The organism is Anabaena azotica FACHB-119, from assembly GCF_014697625.1.
Taxonomy (GTDB): domain Bacteria; phylum Cyanobacteriota; class Cyanobacteriia; order Cyanobacteriales; family Nostocaceae; genus Trichormus; species Trichormus azoticus_A.
The window spans coordinates 33,742-53,020 of the sequence record NZ_JACJSG010000002.1 but is presented as its reverse complement, the minus strand read 5'-3'; the positions used below and the strand labels follow the sequence as shown (position 1 = coordinate 53,020).

Genomic DNA, 19,279 nt, shown 5'->3' with positions numbered 1-19,279 from the left:
TAAATTCACTTTTGGCAAGATAGCTGTCACCCCTCACAAGCGGATTAAATCTCGGAAATATAGATAAATAAAGCCACAAAAGCGAAAATATTTTTTGCCAAAAACCGACCTTCTTAATTGCAGAGGTCGGTTTTTTCATGATTGACGCAGAAAATTTAAGGAATATTTTATATTTTCATCAAGGGAGTGGGGGGAGATGGGGAAGCAGAGGAGCAGAGGAGCAGGGGAGCAGAGGAGCAGAGGAGCAGAGGAGCAGAGGAGCAGGGGAGATAGTCTTTTACCTTTCCCCCTTCCCCCTTCCCCAGTCCCCAGTCCCCAGTCAACTGACTAAATAAATTGCCCAAATAGCCATAGCGCGGAGGTAGGTACTAGCGCGGAAAGTTCCGGCGGCTGTAATGGCTTCAGGTGTGCGGAATTGTAGACCATTATTGTAGATTTGTTCTACTACTGCTTGCGTCAACCTTAAACCCTCATCTTTCATCCCCATCTGTACCAAAAATGCGGCTAACCCAAAGTTAATTCCTGTCCATACTTCCAAGGGGTGAGTAGCTTTCGGGTTTTCTGGTGAACCGTCAGGACGCACTCCATTAGCCGCACCAAATTGACCATGGAAAAACTTGAGGAAGCAAGCATCATACACAGTTTGTAGGGCAGACATGGCGCGATCGCTTGGTACAATATCCGGTAAATCCAGCAAGCTGGCGTAGAATTGTCCACATAATTGATCTGCCATCACCACATCAGAACCGCTTTCACTATCTAGTCGATAGTATTTACCATTCCAAAGTTTCTCCTGATAAATAGGCAGAGATTGATTTAACCAAGTTTCATAGGTGGATTTTTGGGAAAGTAGATTTTCCTTGGTGGCTGCATCTTGATGATTTTGTAGTAAAATATCGCTAATGGCGATCGCTGCCTCCAACGCCGCCAACCACAAACCACCACAATAGGCGCTAACCCCTTGTAAACGCCAGTCATCAAAGGTTTGGTCAGGCGCACCAGAATTTTCAGGAATACCATCCCCATCCAAATCAAAGGTTTTCACATAATCAAGGGTTTGCACAATAGCACTCCAGCAGTCTGCTAGGAATTGCACATCATCAGCACCCGTGAGCAGATAATCTCGGTAAACTTGTAAGACAAAATCACAGCCTAAATCCTTCCACAAGTTACAATCTTGATAGCTGGTGTAATTAGTTTTCTCCCATACCTGTTCATTGGGTGCGCCTAAATCATGGGGTGTTGCACCTGCGGCTTTACGCACAGCGAGCGGACTTTCAGCCCCAATGGTATAGTAATAACCAATCACACGGGGAGTATCATCACTTTGGGGAATTGCCCTGGCAAAAGCGCGGATGACTGATTTTTCTAGTTCTGGGAACAGTTGCAACAACCCAAAAGAACCATACAACCGCACATCCAAACTTTCATACCAACGATAATCTAAACATTCCAACACCGCAAACTGCCCGATGGGGTCGTTGGGTGTGGCTGCACTCCACAAAGTTCCGCCACTGGTGAGGTCGTAAAGTTCATTAAATAGCGCCATCTTGAACCAGTCGGGCAAATCTTCGCGGTTGAGGATGGGTTCTTGCCAGCTTTCGATTTGTTGTTGCCAAGCTTTATACTGTTCTAGAGCTAGAGTTGCGATCGCCCAAGCATGATCACCAGTTTTACCAAAGAAATCTGTATATCTGCGATAGTAATTAATGCCTGCGGCAAATTCTGTCACGGGGAAGTCCCAACTCAGAACAAAGGGAATTTCCAGAGTTTCCCCTGGTGGGAGAGTGAAACGAACAGCGATCGCTGCTCCTAATTGTTCATCCTCTGCCGCCGCAGTAGTATCTATATAATTGGGTAACGAACCATCTACGGCAAAACTCTGCCATACCTCCTCACCCGTACCCACAGGATTCCATCTTGTATGATGAAACACTTCCACTTGCGGGTGCTTGACCGTAGCAATACACCAACTCCCCTCACCTTCCTGTAGAGGTTCACCTATACCAACCCGACCCAAAAAGCAACCGAGATGTTGGGGACTCTCATCCAAATAATTGTAATTTCCCTGACTTTCCCCCAAACGCGGCTGATACTCATAAACTGGACTGCCATCATCCCGCACCCGCACATCAGGCGACTTCAGCGCATTCGTAAACCAACCCACCATATTTTGCCAAGTCAGCATGATACTGATTGTAATAGGTGCATTAGTTGGGTTATGCGCTTGCCATGCAAACACCGCTACAGGGTAACTAGTCTCTTGATAATTGTCAGCCCAAATAGGAGAAAACTGTTCACAACTTAACTCTGCTTGAAAAACATTCTCATACACATACCAACTGCGCGGATATAAAGCATGATATGTGCCTGTTTCCTGCGTTTCAGTAGATGCCGGATACCATCGCCAACTTTTCAGACTCCCATCATCCGGCGCTTGGGTAGACAAAGCATAGGCTTGGGAAGATGCGCCATTTGACTCAAACACAATAAACTGGCAAGCCGGAAAATTCTGGAAAATATGCTCACCCCCGTCAATGTGCCACAGGTTGAAATCTCCCCGCGAAGAACGCCCAATACAACCTGCACCAAAGCCGCCTAATGGCATCCCATGCCAAGGGCCATCATCAATATTACTAGCGTAGCGTACAGTGTAAGGTTTATCCCAACCTAATCCAATAGGACGTTTCCAAGCCGAGGAAGGAATTTGCGGGGAGGATTGATTTGTCATTACCTGATGTCACAATTGTGCAGTTACGCTAAGGAAGCTTAACGCGATGTGTCAATTTTCTCAAGGGGAGTTAATCAGTTATCAGTGAACAGTTAACAGTGAACAGTGAACACAACCTGATAACTGATAACTGATAACTGTTAACTGACATACCCAGTCCCCAATAATGTCTGCAAATCAGGTACTTCTAAATCAGCTTGAGCCGTTGCTGGTAAACTAGCACCAGACCCTTGTTGACCTGTTCTGCGGTTTACCCACACTGTTGATATACCTAAAGATTTTGCGGGAACAATGTCATGATAAATACTAGCTGCAATATGTAATATTTGCTCTTGAGGTAGACCAATTCTCTCTATTGCCTGTCTAAAGTTGTTGAGCGAGGGTTTATAACTTTTTACTTGTTCTGCGGTGATTATTTCATCAAATTCTACCTGGAGATGTTTTGCAGAAAAGGCAAATAAATCATTATCTACATTGGAAATAATTACTAGTTTATACCTCTGTTTGAGCAATTTCAAGGCTGCTACTGTATCAGGGAATGGCTGCCAATATTGCAGGGAATTAGCCAAGGAATTTAACTCATCATTTGTTGGGTGAAATTTGAAGCGATCGCCAAATTTCTGCACCACTCCTCTCAACACTTCTCGATAAGTGATGTATTCTCCTTGTTCTAGTTCCGATTCAAATTCGGCAAAATTTTCTAAAATTTGTTCTTCAGCTAAATTAACATTATGAGCTTGCAATATGGGCTTAATTGATGTTATAATTCCTTCCTCCCAGTTAATTAAAGTGCCGTAACAATCAAAAGTTACAGCTTTATATTTGTTTAATTCCAGCACAAATTTTACTCCATAATTTTCTTAAATCAATTATCAGTTATCAGTCCTGACGGCGTATGTTGGCGGATAAATAATGGACAAAATACGCCTTCCACCAATTAGTGTATTGTTTCACTTTCCTATTTATGGCGGTTTTCAAGTCAGTGAGGTACAGAAAAAATAATTGAACGCAGATGAACGCAGATGTTGGCGCAGCCTTTGCTACGCAACGCTACCGCGAACCCGCAGGGTACGCAGATGAATCTGTATTTTATCCGGTTGCAATCCGCTATAACTACGGGCGGGTTTAGCCGACATATCTGTTTTCTCCATGAATTTCTCAATCAACCCGCCCCTACTTGCTGTTTACTGTTCACTGTTAAAGATAATAGGAATCCCTCAGCATCCTTATTTTCCGCTCTACAGATATCAATGTCTTTTATTATGCAATAATTTAACGCTACTACTGAAGCAATGCTACCAAAATCAAATTTAACCTAAATTTGTACAAAACTTAACTGATTCTTTGCTTGCATTATATGCCTTCATAAGAAGATTATAGGGTGTTTCAAATAAAGTACGGTAATTCAATCGGCTTTTAGATGTATTTATTCCATACAAGCCCAAACGTAGGCAAAGAAGAGTAAAACTATTTGTCGGCGTTAACGGACTGAACTTCACTTTTTTGTGTGGTGTATTTTCATTGAATTTGAGGAGAACAAATGCTTGAGGCGATCGCTGTTGCTTGGCTGTTGTTAGTTATTGGCGATTTTTTATCTACATTCCTTTATCACGTACCTGAACACGTTTTTGGTAGCCTCCATTTAAAAACGCACCACTCATGGAAGAAAAACTTTCGTCACTATGCAATTTTGACCCTGAATATCCAAGTTCTCTTGGATGGTATTTTGGGAGCTTTACCTTATTTAATAGTGGCAGTAATTCTCTGGTCTTTCTCTCCCATTGGCGTAATTGTTGGACTATTGTTAGGACAATTTCATGTATGGTGGAGACACGTCACAGCACTGGGTTGGCAAACGCCCCAATTTATCAATATTCTATGTCAAATTCTGTTTATCACCACACCTGAAAGACACTGGTTACACCATCAAAAAACCAGCTTAGGTTTTGGCGATATTTTCACATTCTTTGAGCAACCTGCACAAATTTGGTTACGCTGGTTAAGACTATTAAGAATACGTTTCCGTTACTCCCGTATTTAATTTATAGTTCGTAGTCAGGACTTTAGTCCTCACTACAAACCGCATCATTTACACAGTTGCGTACAAATTACCATTCTGAAAAAGGACTTTAGTCCTCACTACAAACCACATCATTTACACAGTTGTGTACAAATCACCATTCCTCAAAAGGATGCTTAACTAAATAACTATTAAAATATCTGGGATCTCCCGTAACTTCTGTACCAATCCAATCAGGTATTTCAATTTGCTGTGCTTCATCAGTAAGCTCAACTTCTGCTAAAATTAAACCTTGATTAGCACCTGCAAACTCATCTACTTCCCAAACAAAACCAGCCCATTCGATTTTATATCTAGTTTTTTCGATTAGAGGGCGATCGCACAAAGTATCGAGCATTTCTTGAGCATCTGCAAGCGGAATAGGATACTCAAACTCAGATCGGGAAAAATTAACTGTGGGGCCTTTAATTGTTAAGTAACCTTGATTACCTGCTATGCGGACACGTACAGTAGCCCCTTGTGAAGGAATGTATCCTTGACGATATAGGCTACCCTCGCCTAACTGTCGCCAACTATCCCCATCCACTAAAAATTTGCGCTCAATTTCTTTTGCCATTGTTGCTGTGTAGATATTCTACTTGCTGGGAATGCTACCATCCCAACAAACTTAGTTCAACTATCTATGTATAGGCCAGGACTTACGCAACTAGCACTTGGGGTAGGGTGCGTCAGATTGGGAAAATCCTTGAATCTGTACGAAATTATTGGGTCTGACGCACCTTACAGTTAGTCAGGACTTACGCAAGTGTCACAATTGGTGGTTGGTGCGTGACGCTACAAGTCTCATAACTACGTTCAAATATTATCGCCAGTCACACACCCTACAGAAAAATATGCTTGGGGTAGGGTGCGTCAGATGTGGAAAATCCTTGAATTTGTACAAAATTATTGGGTCTGACGCACCTTACAGTTAGTTTGATGATCACACTTGCGTAAGTTCTATAGGCAATAGATAAAGTAGGCGGATTCAGCAAAAACTTCCGCCTATCACAACAAACAACAACACTATGAACTAATCCATCATGACAGTTATTGGATGTGTTTTGAGAAATATTGTGCAAAAACATCATAAAAATTATGAATAAATTGCATAAGTAGCCTTGATAACCCTTAGTACGTGATTTGGCGATCAGCTACACTGGGCGCTTGCGCCATCGCCCTACTCGACTCATGCGATGACCGGAAACATTCCTATAAATATTGGATCTATTAATGTCAAGAAAACCAAAACATTAATTCACAGGAGTGAATAATGGAAGTTAATTACAAGCGGATAGTAAGTCCGATATTGATGGGTTTGGTAGTAGTGGGAGCAATGTCTTATAAACCTGTGGCTGCTTTTTCCTTAGCTGCTAGAGAGGATGTGAGATTAGCAAAATCCACACCTAAAATAGTGGCACAAAACCAAGGCGTTTATCGGAGCGATCGCTATAAATTTCGGTTTACCTACCCCCAAGATTTTGTTATAGATAGAAATATCACTACACCGTCAAACGGTGTTGGTGCGCCCTTAGCTACTATTGATATCTGGACTAAACAGCACGCCCAAAAAATTCGCGCTGGAGCCTATGAAGGCGGAACAGAATACCCACCCAATGTTAACGTCAGAGTTTACAACAATCCTAAAAACTTGCCGTTGCAGAATTGGGTTAAACAAAGTAACCAATTTAGCCAAACCCGTGATTTCAGAACTGCAAGAATTGCCGGAGGAACCGGGATTAAATTCCAATCTGATGGTTTATATGCTAATGAAAACGTTGTTTTTGTCAACCCTAGAGACTCGCGTATCATTGTTATTGCCTTCTCCAAAATTGGTGGCAGTCATGATGTAATTTATCGCCGAGCTTATCAACAAGTTATCAACTCATTCGCTTTTGTCAATAGGTAGAAATTTTATATATTGGTGTTGTTAACTGTGTTTGATTATATTTAGTAAATTATAAATAATTAAAGTTTGTAGTAAGGACTTTAGTCCTCTAAAAAGCGGTAATACCAAATACCCCAAGGGAGTATGCTTCGATAAGCAAAGCTAATACCAACTCAAAAAATCTTTGCAACGCATCTATGAACTGTAGGGGCGCAAATCTGTGCGTCCCTACCCTGGTATCTGTCGCATTCTTTTTTCAAATTGGTATAACAATTAGATAAATGAATGAGCAAAATAAATACTTAGCGCTTCATCATTACACTTTTATTTACTTATTAAATAACTAACTAAAACACAATGATTATACTGATGTAACTGTCGATAAAAGCCTTCTACATATTGGACTGGTTACTTGCTTAAGAATAAATTCCTTATGTAAAGCCATCTCAGTATAAGTTGTCTTGCTGCCATCTATTTTAATAGAAATACTTCCTCCACAACAGCTATTACTATTAAGACCTCTGGCAGGAAGTGTACTTAAATGTGTCGGCGTTGAACTAGGAAGATTAGTAGTACATCGTTCGGATAATTGAGTGCATAAAATATGAGCATTTGGAACTGAAGAAATAATACCCTCTACTATTTCTATGCGGGGATTACTAAAACGATTCCGATCAATCGAGAATATGATTAACTTTGGTTGAACAACCATACAAAATTGCTCAGTAAATATTTTAGGATCTGCACTTCCTGGTTTTCCACCATGATGAGGAAAAACAAGTATATCAGCACTCAAGTTATTTTGCTCCTGAATCAAATTGTCAAAACCGACATGATCAATATCTGCTGCTAGTATAGCCACTCTGTGAGAATCGTGAACTATACCGACAACGGCTGATATTGAATTGGATGTTAATCGCCTTCTTTGTAAATCTGTTCCTCCAGCACCACCTAAAATTAATTCAGGTGTTGGTGCAAGAATTTCTATTTCAACCGAACCAATGTTTAAACTTCCTGTTTTTGTTGTTGTCAATTCTGATGAAACTTGAGTCCCAGAACGTTTACGCGCATCTTGTAAAGCAATACGTACATCTGTCCAAACCTCACTTTTCTTAATTGCATCAGGGTTGATATGTACATTGTGAATTTTGATATCTTCATTTGCAAGTATGTCAATTATACCTGCAATATGATCTGCATCAGAATGGGAGATGAGAATATGTAAAATTTCTTTAATAGATAGATGTTCAAGAGTTTCTGCCAAAGTTCCCCCTGGTGGACAGTCAATCACCATGACATTATTTGCATCTTTGATTAACGCACAATTCCCATGTCCAACATCTAAAATAATCAGTTCAGGCGAGTCCATCATCTTCATTTAATTTAGGGGCTAATTCAAATTTTTCAAAATACAGATCATCCGATTTTTCTGCTCCTGTGTTTACGTGAGCAAATAAACGGATATCTGGTGCTAATGTAACTCTAATATCTTCTGGGATCAGAGAAGCAGGAAAACGAACAGCTATATGAGGATTCCAAGCGGGAACAAAAGCATCTACAACCACTTCACCAGATTCTTCATCAATATTAGTAATCCTAACTATCGTTCTCCGAGGTTTTCTAGTAGGCGGTATTTTACCAGAAAGCTCTAAAGTACAATCCTCTATTCCCTTAGCAATACTAGAAGCATCAGCTTTATCTCGACTCAGTAGTACAGGTATTTTATGCCTCCATTTTCTAATTGAAAATGATGTATCCATTTCTGTAAACTGAGTTATTAATAATGATGGAATTTTCAAATCATATAAATTTGCAACTAATTCTGCCCCATAAAAATTAGCAAATCCAGACTTCATCAATCGGTGATCACACACAGCATATTGACTATTTTCTCTAATCAGAGATACCAAATCAGTGACTTGGTGAAAACGTCTATTGTCTTCTAATAAATATGGTTCATATCCTGCTGCTTCTACTTCCCAAGCCGTTAACTCTGCTAGGTCTTTATCGTCATCAATTATTGCTATTGTCATGCTCATAAAAATGACTCTCTAATAATTGTTAGTTCTACAATAAATTCTGCTCCACCTAATTCACCCTTGGAAATCGCATTTACGCTGCCTCCTAAATCAGTTACAGAATCTCTCACAATTGTCAATCCTAAGCCAGTACCACCTTCCCTAGTGGTTTTACCAGGTAGCCAAATTTCGTCTATTTTTATATTATGGATTCCTGAACCGTTATCTAAAACCTTAATTATTAAATTACTTCCTTGAATTTCAGTTCTAATAATGACTTGACGTTCTTCTATGCGTCCACCTGCAATGTCAAAAGCATTTATAGCATTGGTTAGAAGATTTGCAATAATTGCTTCTAACAAAGCATCGCTTCCATAGATGTAAGGTTGTGTATCTACTTTTTCTTTGATAACTTGAATATTGTATTCATCAAAGAAACTTTGAAAAAGTTCAACGATATCATCAATAATTTTATGAACATTCACAGCACCTTCACGACGTTTTTCTCGTTTCAACAGGTGTAATGGAAAATTAGAAAAGCGTAGCAATGACTTACTTACTTGATACAGCTTTTTAACTGGATCTTCTAAATATTGTTCATATTTTTCTCCCAAAAACTCTTTAGCCTTTGTTTCTATTCTCCTAGCTATTTTTTCAATTGCAGTCACTGGTTTGCCAGATTCATGAGCAAAAACTGCTGCGGTTGTTCCTGCGGTAGCTAGACTTCGATAAAGTTGAAGGTCTTCACGTAATACTTTAGTTTGACGTTCTGTTACATTTTCATATTGCTGAACAGCTTTTAAGACTGTAGGACGAGATGCAGGAGGAACTTCTGTTTTAATAACTTCTTGAAGGTTAGCTTTAGCTTCTAAAATATCATCAGGAACTTGTTCTTTAACCCTTTGTCTTTCGGCTTCAGTAACTTTCAGCCTTTCTTTCGCCATCCATTCCAACACATCAGTTGCGAAACGTTTTAACTCTACAAACGCTTCATTTTCAATAAAACCAAGCCGATCCGTTTTCTGAAGTAACATATCGTCAGGGTCATTAACAATTACTTTACCAATAACTGTTGTTGTGGAAGGACGAACTTCGGGATTTCTTGCTCGTGAATAATTTAAGTTCAACCAATCATCGTCGGTATCTCCATAGGGTTTTACTCGCAAACCTCGGTGGTAGAGACGAACATTTCCTACTTGCTTAAGCCATTCTCTAACTTGTGCGATACTAATAGAAGCTTTCCTTGCTGAGAAACTTTGAGGATTTAGCAAGAATACCCACATTTCAAATTCTGTTGGGGGTGTTTTGTAAAGCTCTTGAGAAATATCACTATGTTTTGCCTGAAAAACTACGTTATTGCGCCAATCCAGTAATTTTGCTTCAGCCATTCCTACTTCATTTATACTAGCTAGCAAATGAAATTCGGCATCATCAAAGTAAGCGTTATTTACCTGCTTTTCAATTTCAGCAAATTCTGGAGCAATAAGTTTCAGGCGAAAACCTGTATGATGGTCAAATGGATCTCCTAGCAATAAAAGTTCCCTAGCTAGTCTTTGGATATCACGTTTATTAAAAATATTTTTAAGATTGCTGACAACAATATCAGTACCATGCAGTTGATTTGTGGTAGTTGTTTGAACATCAAAAGCAACATCCTCTACTATATCAACCTTTTGAAAATCATCCCAATTAATGGTTAAAGAATGTTCAACTCCAGGCTCATGTTTAGGTCTGGTTTTTAAGACGACTTGAGAACCCATCTGTAGAGCTGCTAACCTACCTAATCCTTTATTCCCTACAGGTAAGCGACCTAATTGAGTCACTTCACGGTTAGCTTTTTTTGAGCGACCTAGCACCAGCCATCCCTCGCTAATGGCATCTTTATCCATACCAACACCGTTATCTGATATAATAATTCTGCCACCAATGGTACTAGTTTCGATAAGTTCTACGGTGCATTCAGTAGCATCTGCATCATAAGAATTTTTAACCAATTCGATGATTCCTTGGTCTGGATTCGGAACGAGTTCTTCTCCCAGCCTTTGCAGAATTTTTGGTGAAAACTTAAAGTGCATCATTATTTAGCTACAATACTAATAATTTCTACTTAATTAACTTAATTCGCTGTGATTTATAGATAAAATCTAGTTTTGTCTATGGCTAATAATTAGCAACGATAAAGAGTTGACATAGTACAGTGAGGCATAAGGGTTATTTAGTTAAATTTTAAATCTTTCGCTTAAGCCTAGCAAACAAGACACTATAAGTATTAATATAGTCGCTGCATTTAAATCTGTGGGGGAAATAAACGCATTTTCCCCACATTCAGACATTCAGCAAAGCTCAATTCTATGGAAACTTGTTTATTGTAGCGCCTGGAGAATGCGATCGCTCATTTGTTTTCGACTCTCTGGAAACCCCGAACTAGGATAAGGCAAGCCGTTTTGAATTTCTGATTTTATCACCTTGTAGTATGGGTCTTGCTTGACCTTGGGTGTTTGAAACGCACTGAGTGTAGCCGGAATTACGTATCTAGGAATAGCTTTTTTACCAGCATCTTGACTCATCAAAATCCATTCTTGAGTTTGCGGTGCATTTATATAAGTAACAAAACTGGTAGCAGCTTTTTTACAAGCTTGATTGCAATCTTTTTGTAAAACAAAAGCATCAACAAATAGGAGAGGGCGCTTTCCTTGACCAAGTGGCGCGGAAGCTATTTTCACATCTGTATTGCTTACTCCCTGTTTCAATATAAAATTTAGCCTTTCTGAATATCCAAAAAACGCATCCACTTTACCTTCAGCGAAATCTTTGGCACTCAAATCAGCATTATTATGATAAGTGTCATCCAAACAGGGATTTTTCCCATTAGTAACACATTCTTGAGAGAAAGCCTTAAATGGTTGTATGACATCTGGAGCAAGATTAGGTGATATAGCTGAAGCAACTTTATCTGCACCATAGGTATCAGCCCAAGCATCTAGATAAAGAGCAGGTAAATTCCAACTTCCTCTCAAATCTCCCGCTACATTTGGTGTATTGGGATTAACCTGATTAAGAGTAGAAAGAAGTTCTGTAATTGATTTTGCTTCTACAACTGATTTATCGCGGGAAAAAATAAAGTGACTACAAAGCCAATGGGGAATACCATATATTTGGTTATTTACAGTTACAGCCTTTTGTCCTGCTGGATGCCAATCTGGTTGATTTTTAGGTACATTCCATGCTTGAATCACGTTTGCTTTGACAATATCACCCAATAATAAAGTATCTACTTCTACAAGGTCATAGCCATTATTTGCTGGAGAATCAGTTAACCATTTTTTTAAAGTATCTAGCTCATAAAAACCCTCTTCATTAGGGTCTATAGGCTTGAGAACTAAATCAACTGAAGGGTTGTTCTTCTCAAACTCTGTCTCTATTCTTGTAATTAGTTTGTTGTATTTATCGTCAGCAGCATCAGGAATATATGGAAATAATGCAACACGTAGGGTAGTTTTATTAGGATTTGTTTGGGCTTTTCCAGCCAAAGAAAACTGACCGAAATTTTGCAGAGAAACGAATACAGTTGTTGAGGCAAGTCCTAAAGCAAACCAAGCACCTTTCTGAAAAACTTTCATATCTTTATTGCAAGAATTGATGGAATAATGAGAAAGCTGCAATATATTATTCATCAATTCAGCATTTATAGCGGTAATTTATTATAAAACTACGCATACTTTGACTAAAGGCAACAATGCTACCATTAGTGCCATTTTTCACTGTCAAAAATTATTTTACCTCACTATCTTATCTTCCTCATCTCCCCAGTCCCCAGTCCCCAATCCCCAATCCCTAAAAACTTTGTAAAACCGTCTTAGCAACCATGCGAGTCTTTTTCAAATCTGCATCAGAAAGCTTTTCCCCAGCTTGCAAACGGGTTGCAGAAGTTTGTAAAACCGTGGCTGCATTCTGATCGCCGATTTGTAAAGCTGTTTTCGCAGCAGTTTGTAACATTGTCGCCGCACCAGAGCGATCGCCTTGTTGTAACTTAGTCTCAGCTAGTTGCGTTTGCCGATACTTAGCCAAGGTCAAAATATATTTGTGTACTTCCGCGTCAAAATCTGCTTGATAAGCCTGCATCACATTTGCATACACAGGCCAAACCTGTGACAGCAAACCTTCCTCATCCAAAGCAGGATTATCATAGCGGACTTGCACATTCCCGATGATCTGCTGTCCTTCGGGTAACTTCCCCAGATAAAGATTCAGCAAAACCACCCGTTGGGAATTTTTCATCACATCTCCCAAGCGGACAATAAAACTACCATCGGCTTCAGGTTCCACGGGTAACTCAATAATATCAGGGGCAACTTGGGCAATGGGACGAAGTTCTGCCAACCGGACATGAGGCGCAAGCGACAGCATCAGATAAGCATTAGTTAACCCCACCGATTGCACCCGCGTAAATAGGCGGTTAAATTGATGCACAGCTTGTTCTGGGCGCTCAATATGAGCTAGAGTTCCCCCACCAGCATCAGCAATTTTTTCTAATAAATCCTGATTCCAACCGTAACCAAACCCCAAAGTATTGATAGTGAGGTTAATTTTCGCCGCCTTCTTAGCAAATTCTAGACAGCGCCGATGATCATCAGGGCCAATTTCCCACTTCCAAACCTTGATACCATTTTCACCATGACCATCTGTTAACAGGAAGGCTTGGGACACAGCACCTCTTGTTCCCTTCATCAGTTCTGTAATTCCCTGGTGCAAACCCTCAGCAATAACTGTACCACCGCTAGCCCTCAATCGCTTTCTAATTTGGGTTTTGATAGTTTCCGGGTCTTCGACGACTTGATTGGGGATAATGACTGTCGCAGAACCCGCAAAAGCCACAACTGAAATGCGATCGCCACTTTGTAACCGATCTACTAAATTTTCTACAGCTGCAATCACCGTGTTCAACGGCTTACCGTGCATGGAACCACTTTGATCCAAAATCAAGCATAAATTGAGCGGTAAATTTTGCTCAAACTGCTCGGCGATCGCAGAAATAGAAATAGCTAATTGACGCTGGCTGTTTAATTGGTTGGCATCAATATTTGTATCACTTAAGGCTGAGAGTAATTGAACTTTCATTTAGGGGGGATATCTTGCAAGACGGTTTTGGAGACAATCCGAGTTTTCTTGCGATCGCTTTCCGATAAATCTTGCCCAGCTTGGAGTTGAGTCGCAGAGGTTTGTAAAACTGTCGCCGCACCTGTATCACCCATTTGTAGGGCAGTTTTCGCAGCAGTTTGTAACATAGTAGCCGCACCCGCGCGATCGCCCTGTTGTAATTTCGCCTCTGCTAGCTGAGTTTGCCGATACTTAGCCAAAGCCAAAATCGACTGCTGCACCCTGGGGTTAACTTCTGGTTGGTACACCTTGACAACATTGGCATAAACGGGGATGTTGGGAGTGAATAACCCCAGTTGATCCTGTGCTGGATTATCATAACGCACTTGCACATTGGCAATTGGTTGTTTACCTTCTGGCAACTGTCCCAGATAAATATTAGTCAAAATCACCCTTTCTACATCCTTCATCAAATCACCCAAGCGAACAGCAAAACGTCCATCAGTTTCTTGCTGCACAGGTAACTCAATTGTGTCTGGCGCAACTTGGGCAATAGGTTTGAGTTCCGCTAGGCGGATATTAGGCGCGAGGGACACCATTAAATAAGCATTAGTTAGACTTACCGCTTGAATGCGGCTGAACAGACGACCAAATTCACCCACAGCTTGTTCGGGTTTCTGGATATAAGACAAAGTTCCCAAACCAGCGTCCGCAATTTTTTCCAAAACATCTTGGTTCCAGTTGTCGCCGAATCCCAGAGTGTTCAACGTCAAGTTATAACCAGCCGCCAACTGAGCGAATTTCAAGCAGCGATTATTATCGCCATGTTCATTTTCCCCATCCGTCAGCAAGAAAGCTTGAGAAATCGTTTCCTTCTTACCCTTAGCTAACTCCTCAATACCCAAGCGCAAACCCTCATCAATCGCCGTTCCCCCATCAGCCGCCAGCCGACTAATTTGTTTTTTGATTTGTTCTGGGTCTTTAATCGGTTGATTGGGTACTAAGACCTTAGCACGATGATCGAAAGCTACCACACTCAGGCGATCGCCCGGCTTCAGTCGGTCAACCAAACGCATCGCCGCCTGTTTGACAGTCTCCAACGGTCGCCCATTCATCGAACCGCTATGGTCAAGAATCAAGCATAAATTAAGCGGCACACTGCGGTCTTGTGGTTCAGCACCAGCAGAAATCGAAATTGCCAACTGACGCTGACTACTAGGCTGTAGCGCGTCCACATTAGCATCATTCAGGACAGGCTGCAAATTAACTTTCATTCGTCAAACTTCCTATGGGGAATCTACACATTCACAAATAACTCCAAAGCGCTACAGCAGCACTACGGAAAACTTAATTAAAGCCAATTCATCAATATATTTCTATATTCCATAACCTTAGCCATACAGATGAGGACATTTTGAAACCTCAATTGTCAGCAATAACAATGTCTACCTTCTGCCTCCTGCCTCCTGCCTCCTGCCTCCTGCTATATACTCAGAATATCCTAGAGGCCATTTCTTGGCAGAAGCTAAGTCAGTGTTGATTAGCGAGAAAACCGCACATCAACCGAGCAAGCATCACGCTAGGATGTATTACAGTTAACGGCTTAATTTTAGGCGATCAGTTGCTATGGAAAACTCCCCCATCAAGGCTGTTCAAGCCCCTTACTACGGCGATAACTTCTACCGGACACCGCCGCCAGATTTACCCTCTCTCCTCCTCAAGGAACGAATAGTCTATCTGGGGATGCCACTGGTTCCTGCTGTTACGGAATTGATAGTTGCTCAATTGTTGTATTTACAGTCAGACGACCCCGAAAAACCAATTAAAATTTATATCAACTCCACCGGCACATCTGGTTATAGTGGCGACCCTATCGGCTTTGAAACCGAAGCCTTCGCCATCTACGACACCATGAAGTACATCAAGCCCCCAATTCACACCATTTGCATCGGTTCCGCGATGGGTATGGCTGCGATGTTACTCAGTGCTGGCACAAAAGGTTGTCGCGCTAGTTTACCCAACTCCTCAATTATCCTGCACCAACCCAAGAGCTACGCCCAAGGTCAAGCAACGGATATTCAAATTCGGGCGAAGGAAGTTCTGGTAAACAAAGCGTCAATGGTTGATATTATCTCCCGCACCACCGGACAGCCGCCAGAAAAAATCACCAAAGACATGGATCGTCTTTTCTACATGACTCCTTACCAAGCCAGAGATTACGGCTTAATTGATCGAGTCTTTGAAAAAGAAGAACTCGCCAATCCTCCCCTACCTGCAAGTGTGCTTTAAAGAGTCAATAGTCAATAGTCAACAGTCAACAGTCAACAGTCAACCGCTCAAAATCAAGGTTATGGACTATGGACTATGGACTATGGACTATGGACTATGGACTAATAACTAAATTACAAACGGAGTCAAAAAAATGCCTATAGGAGTTCCTAAAGTTCCGTACCGGATGCCAGGCGGACAGTTTACCGATTGGATTAGCATTTACGATCGCCTCTACCGGGAAAGAATTATTTTCTTGGGACGTGATGTTGATGATGAAATTGCTAACCAAATCATCGCCGTCATGCTGTATCTAGATTCAGAAGACCCAGGTAAAGACATTTACTTATACATCAACTCCCCTGGTGGGATGGTAACATCCGGCTTGGCGATTTATGACACAATGCAGCACATCAAATCAGATGTGGTCACAATTTGTGTAGGTTTAGCAGCTTCTATGGGTTCCTTCCTGTTGGCGGCTGGGACAAAAGGCAAACGCCTCGCCCTACCCCACTCCCGGATTATGATTCACCAACCCTCCGGTGGAACCCGTGGACAAGCCACCGACATCGAAATCGAAGCCAGAGAAATCTTACGAATTCGCCACCAACTCAACCAAATCTACGCTAACAACACAGGTCAAACCCTAGCCAAAATTGAAAAAGACATGGATCGCGACTTTTTCATGTCCGCACAAGAGGCGAAAGAATACGGTTTAATTGACCGTGTGATTGAGGAACGCCCGTAGGTGAGGGACTGGGGACTCAATCAGTGAACAGTTATCAGTTATCAGTTATCAGTTAACACAACCAGATAACTGATAACTGACACATCCAGTACCCAATCTTTAAAAAAACTGCCAAAAATGTACTATAAACTATAAGATTATTGTTTATTATTAGAAATTTCAGCATAGAGCCTACATAGTGGTGACTAGATACATGAGGATATCAATCAGTCATAAAGTCCTTATTTAACAAGGCTTTTAATTCTGTTCCCTGTCCCCTGTTCCCTGTTCCCTGCTATAGCTGATTGCTGAAGATTACATAAATTAAGTAGATCAAAATGGATCTCGGAGATTGCTACCGTTTATTAGGTTTAAGGTCGGGGGCTTCATTTGCTGATATCAAAGCGTCATACCGACGACTAGCGCAGCAATATCATCCTGATATCAACCCCGGTGATAAAAAAGCTCAAGATAAGTTTATTGCCTTAACTGAGGCTTATAGATTCCTGCTGACTGTCGTACCGCCGCAGGCGACTACCCAAAAGTCTCAGGAAAAGACTACAGTTAGCAGCGAAAATACTCAAACTACCCGTCAGGAAAAAGCCCCCACAGCAACCGCGACAACGGAAAAGCCCGCCGCCGCAAAACCGCCGAATATTGCCGAAATCGAACAAAGGTTGAAGTGGAAGACTTACGAACAACTGCAACGGTTTTTGCGTGAGCGAAGATTCCCGCAAGCGATCGCCTTAGCCGAGGCTTTGTCAGCACGTCTACCCAAGGATGCAGAAGTGCGACAATGGCAAGCGATCGCCTATCAAATTTGGGGACGCGCCCTAATCAATGAAAATCAACTCCTCAAAGCCAGAGTCTATCTCAAAAAAGCCTTAAAAACCGACCCCCATAACAAAGCCTTATGGGAAGAAGTACAACGCGACTTTCAAAAATTAGAGCAAATATTTTAATTGAGTCATTAGTCATTAGTCATTAGTCATTAGTTATTCTTCTCTACTGTTCCCCTCCTGGGAGGGGTTAGGGGTGGGTTGCTCCCCCTGCTCCCCCTGCTCCCCCATCCCTATCTTTCCGCGTGGATATAATCTACAAAGTAAAATTTAGGCACAAGCCATAATTTTAGCCAAGAATAAAGCCCTAATCCTAAGAGTGCTGTAATTAACAAGGGTAAACCTAACCGCAATCTTAAGGAATCGGGGAGAATGGCAACGGTGGAAATAATAATGACAAAATATCCTAAAAGGAACAGTTGTAGTCGCTGGATGTTTTTTAATGCTTGACGACAGCTACTGCAATGCTGTGTGTGTTGTTTGTAACGGTCTAGGACAACTTCATGGTTGTCGTTGACTGTCAAGTTTTCGGTTAGGTTAATTCCTACCTCCTGCCAAGGTAATTGACCGTGACAATATTGATCAAACCACTTGCGAAACTCAATGACTAGGCGATCGGCATTTGTTGGTAATTTATAAGCCGTTTTCCAACTTTGTTGTGATTGTTTTTGTTGCAGTAAGTGTTCTTGCTGAATCAGCAAAACCATATCTCCATCTAGAACTGCATTCCGGTTAGTGATGTGATCCCACCAACGAGGAATAAAACGGTTCAACCCTTTAGCAAAATCGCGGCTAAATTGAGCAACAATCCTTGATTTACCAGGAGCTACAGGAATACAGTAAGTAATTAGCCCTAGTCGTTTTTCAGGATTGCCAAAACTCATAGCATACTCTAGGCGACAAGGTGGTTCAAAAGTGATTGTGCTTTTGAATTGTCTGTCTATTTTTGCTTCAATTAAATTTGCAGTTGATTCCACAATCTTTAAAGGCACTGATCCTGCTTGTTCTCGCCTACCTTGCACTCCATGATGGGCAAAAGGAACATGGCTAGGATCGGCGACATTTTCTACTAAGGTTTGCCAGTCGTATGCTAAATCACGTACAAAAGAACTCCAAACAAAGCCTTTACTTGCATCTATTTGCGGTGATAAAGGTAAGGGCGTTTGATTAGCTAATTCTGGTGATTTGGCATCAGGCCAAACCCAAAGTAAGTCATTTTCTTGACGGACGGGGAAGGAAATTACGCAGAAATCATCCTGATTTTTGGTAACTATTTCTGCATTTTCAGCTTGAGGAATTCTTGTACAGATACCCTTAGCGTCAAATTCCCAGCCATGATAACTACACATCAAATTTCCTGTCTTATCCTCAATTCGCCCCTCACTTAAGGGTGCTAAACGGTGGGGACATTGATCTAAAAAGACCCGAAAAGTCTCTGAAGAGGGAGGCTTCCAGATAACCAAAGCCATTCCCAAAATAGTGACAGGGGTTGGTCGTTTGGGGTCTAAGTCTTCTATGGGTGAGACAGGATACCAATGCTGAAAAAAATTAAACTCAGGTTCCATTTGATCGTAGAATTAGGTGAATTTTAATAATTGACTATCCGCCAATTCTGATCATTACTCAAATTGGTAAAAAATGTTTGTGAGTTC

Annotated in this window: 15 protein-coding genes; 5 read left to right on the top strand and 10 right to left on the bottom strand. The window is 41.1% G+C overall.

Annotation, left to right across the window (positions count from 1 at the left end):
* Positions 1–319: 319 nt before the first annotated feature.
* Positions 320–2,731, bottom strand: coding sequence for a GH116 family glycosyl hydrolase (locus H6G83_RS01570; RefSeq protein WP_190465960.1), 2,412 nt, complete (start codon positions 2,729–2,731; stop codon positions 320–322).
* A gap of 140 nt (positions 2,732–2,871) precedes the next feature.
* The gene (locus tag H6G83_RS01565; protein WP_190465958.1) at positions 2,872–3,570 is read right to left on the bottom strand and encodes a haloacid dehalogenase type II; all 699 of its coding nucleotides are present in this window, start codon (positions 3,568–3,570) and stop codon (positions 2,872–2,874) included.
* Positions 3,571–4,271: 701 nt separating this feature from the next.
* On the opposite strand from H6G83_RS01565, the gene H6G83_RS01560 reads away from it, so the two are divergent.
* A complete protein-coding gene (locus H6G83_RS01560; RefSeq protein WP_190465956.1) occupies positions 4,272–4,772 on the top strand; it encodes a sterol desaturase family protein in 501 nt (166 codons plus the stop codon).
* Between the two features lie 133 nt (positions 4,773–4,905).
* Here H6G83_RS01560 and H6G83_RS01555 read toward each other — a convergent pair whose 3' ends face one another.
* Positions 4,906–5,367 (bottom strand): CYTH domain-containing protein, encoded by a 462-nt coding sequence (locus H6G83_RS01555; RefSeq protein WP_190465954.1) that lies wholly within the window; start codon positions 5,365–5,367, stop codon positions 4,906–4,908.
* Between the two features lie 696 nt (positions 5,368–6,063).
* On the opposite strand from H6G83_RS01555, the gene H6G83_RS01550 reads away from it, so the two are divergent.
* Positions 6,064–6,699, top strand: a complete 636-nt coding sequence (locus H6G83_RS01550; protein ID WP_190465952.1) for a hypothetical protein — start codon at positions 6,064–6,066, stop codon at positions 6,697–6,699.
* Positions 6,700–7,039: 340 nt separating this feature from the next.
* Here the strand turns inward: H6G83_RS01550 and H6G83_RS01545 are convergent, their stop codons facing one another.
* The 6 genes from H6G83_RS01545 to H6G83_RS01520 form a co-directional block, all read right to left on the bottom strand.
* On the bottom strand, positions 7,040–8,050 hold the full coding sequence (locus H6G83_RS01545) for a ComEC/Rec2 family competence protein (RefSeq protein WP_206758975.1): 1,011 nt from the start codon (positions 8,048–8,050) through the stop codon (positions 7,040–7,042).
* A complete protein-coding gene (locus tag H6G83_RS01540) occupies positions 8,034–8,717 on the bottom strand; it encodes a hypothetical protein (protein ID WP_190465948.1) in 684 nt (227 codons plus the stop codon). The genes H6G83_RS01545 and H6G83_RS01540 overlap by 17 nt, the downstream gene beginning before the upstream one ends.
* Positions 8,714–10,771, bottom strand: coding sequence for a sensor histidine kinase (locus tag H6G83_RS01535; RefSeq protein WP_190465946.1), 2,058 nt, complete (start codon positions 10,769–10,771; stop codon positions 8,714–8,716). Before H6G83_RS01535 ends, H6G83_RS01540 begins: the two co-directional genes overlap by 4 nt.
* A gap of 288 nt (positions 10,772–11,059) precedes the next feature.
* On the bottom strand, positions 11,060–12,316 hold the full coding sequence (locus H6G83_RS01530) for an extracellular solute-binding protein (RefSeq protein ID WP_190465944.1): 1,257 nt from the start codon (positions 12,314–12,316) through the stop codon (positions 11,060–11,062).
* 214 nt (positions 12,317–12,530) lie between these two features.
* A complete protein-coding gene (locus H6G83_RS01525) occupies positions 12,531–13,814 on the bottom strand; it encodes a vWA domain-containing protein (RefSeq protein WP_190465943.1) in 1,284 nt (427 codons plus the stop codon).
* Complete coding sequence (locus H6G83_RS01520) at positions 13,811–15,067, bottom strand: vWA domain-containing protein (RefSeq protein ID WP_190465941.1); 1,257 nt, start codon at positions 15,065–15,067, stop codon at positions 13,811–13,813. Before H6G83_RS01520 ends, H6G83_RS01525 begins: the two co-directional genes overlap by 4 nt.
* 352 nt (positions 15,068–15,419) lie before the next feature.
* Between H6G83_RS01520 and H6G83_RS01515 the strand changes: the two genes are divergently transcribed.
* From H6G83_RS01515 to H6G83_RS01505, 3 genes are all read left to right on the top strand, one after another.
* Entirely contained in the window at positions 15,420–16,082 is a 663-nt protein-coding gene (locus H6G83_RS01515; protein ID WP_190465939.1) for an ATP-dependent Clp protease proteolytic subunit, read from the top strand.
* Positions 16,083–16,215: 133 nt separating this feature from the next.
* Complete coding sequence (locus H6G83_RS01510; RefSeq protein ID WP_190465937.1) at positions 16,216–16,809, top strand: ATP-dependent Clp protease proteolytic subunit; 594 nt, start codon at positions 16,216–16,218, stop codon at positions 16,807–16,809.
* A gap of 317 nt (positions 16,810–17,126) precedes the next feature.
* On the top strand, positions 17,127–17,750 hold the full coding sequence (locus tag H6G83_RS01505; protein WP_190465935.1) for a J domain-containing protein: 624 nt from the start codon (positions 17,127–17,129) through the stop codon (positions 17,748–17,750).
* A gap of 110 nt (positions 17,751–17,860) precedes the next feature.
* Here the strand turns inward: H6G83_RS01505 and H6G83_RS01500 are convergent, their stop codons facing one another.
* A complete protein-coding gene (locus tag H6G83_RS01500; RefSeq protein ID WP_190465933.1) occupies positions 17,861–19,192 on the bottom strand; it encodes an aromatic ring-hydroxylating dioxygenase subunit alpha in 1,332 nt (443 codons plus the stop codon).
* Positions 19,193–19,279: the final 87 nt, after the last annotated feature.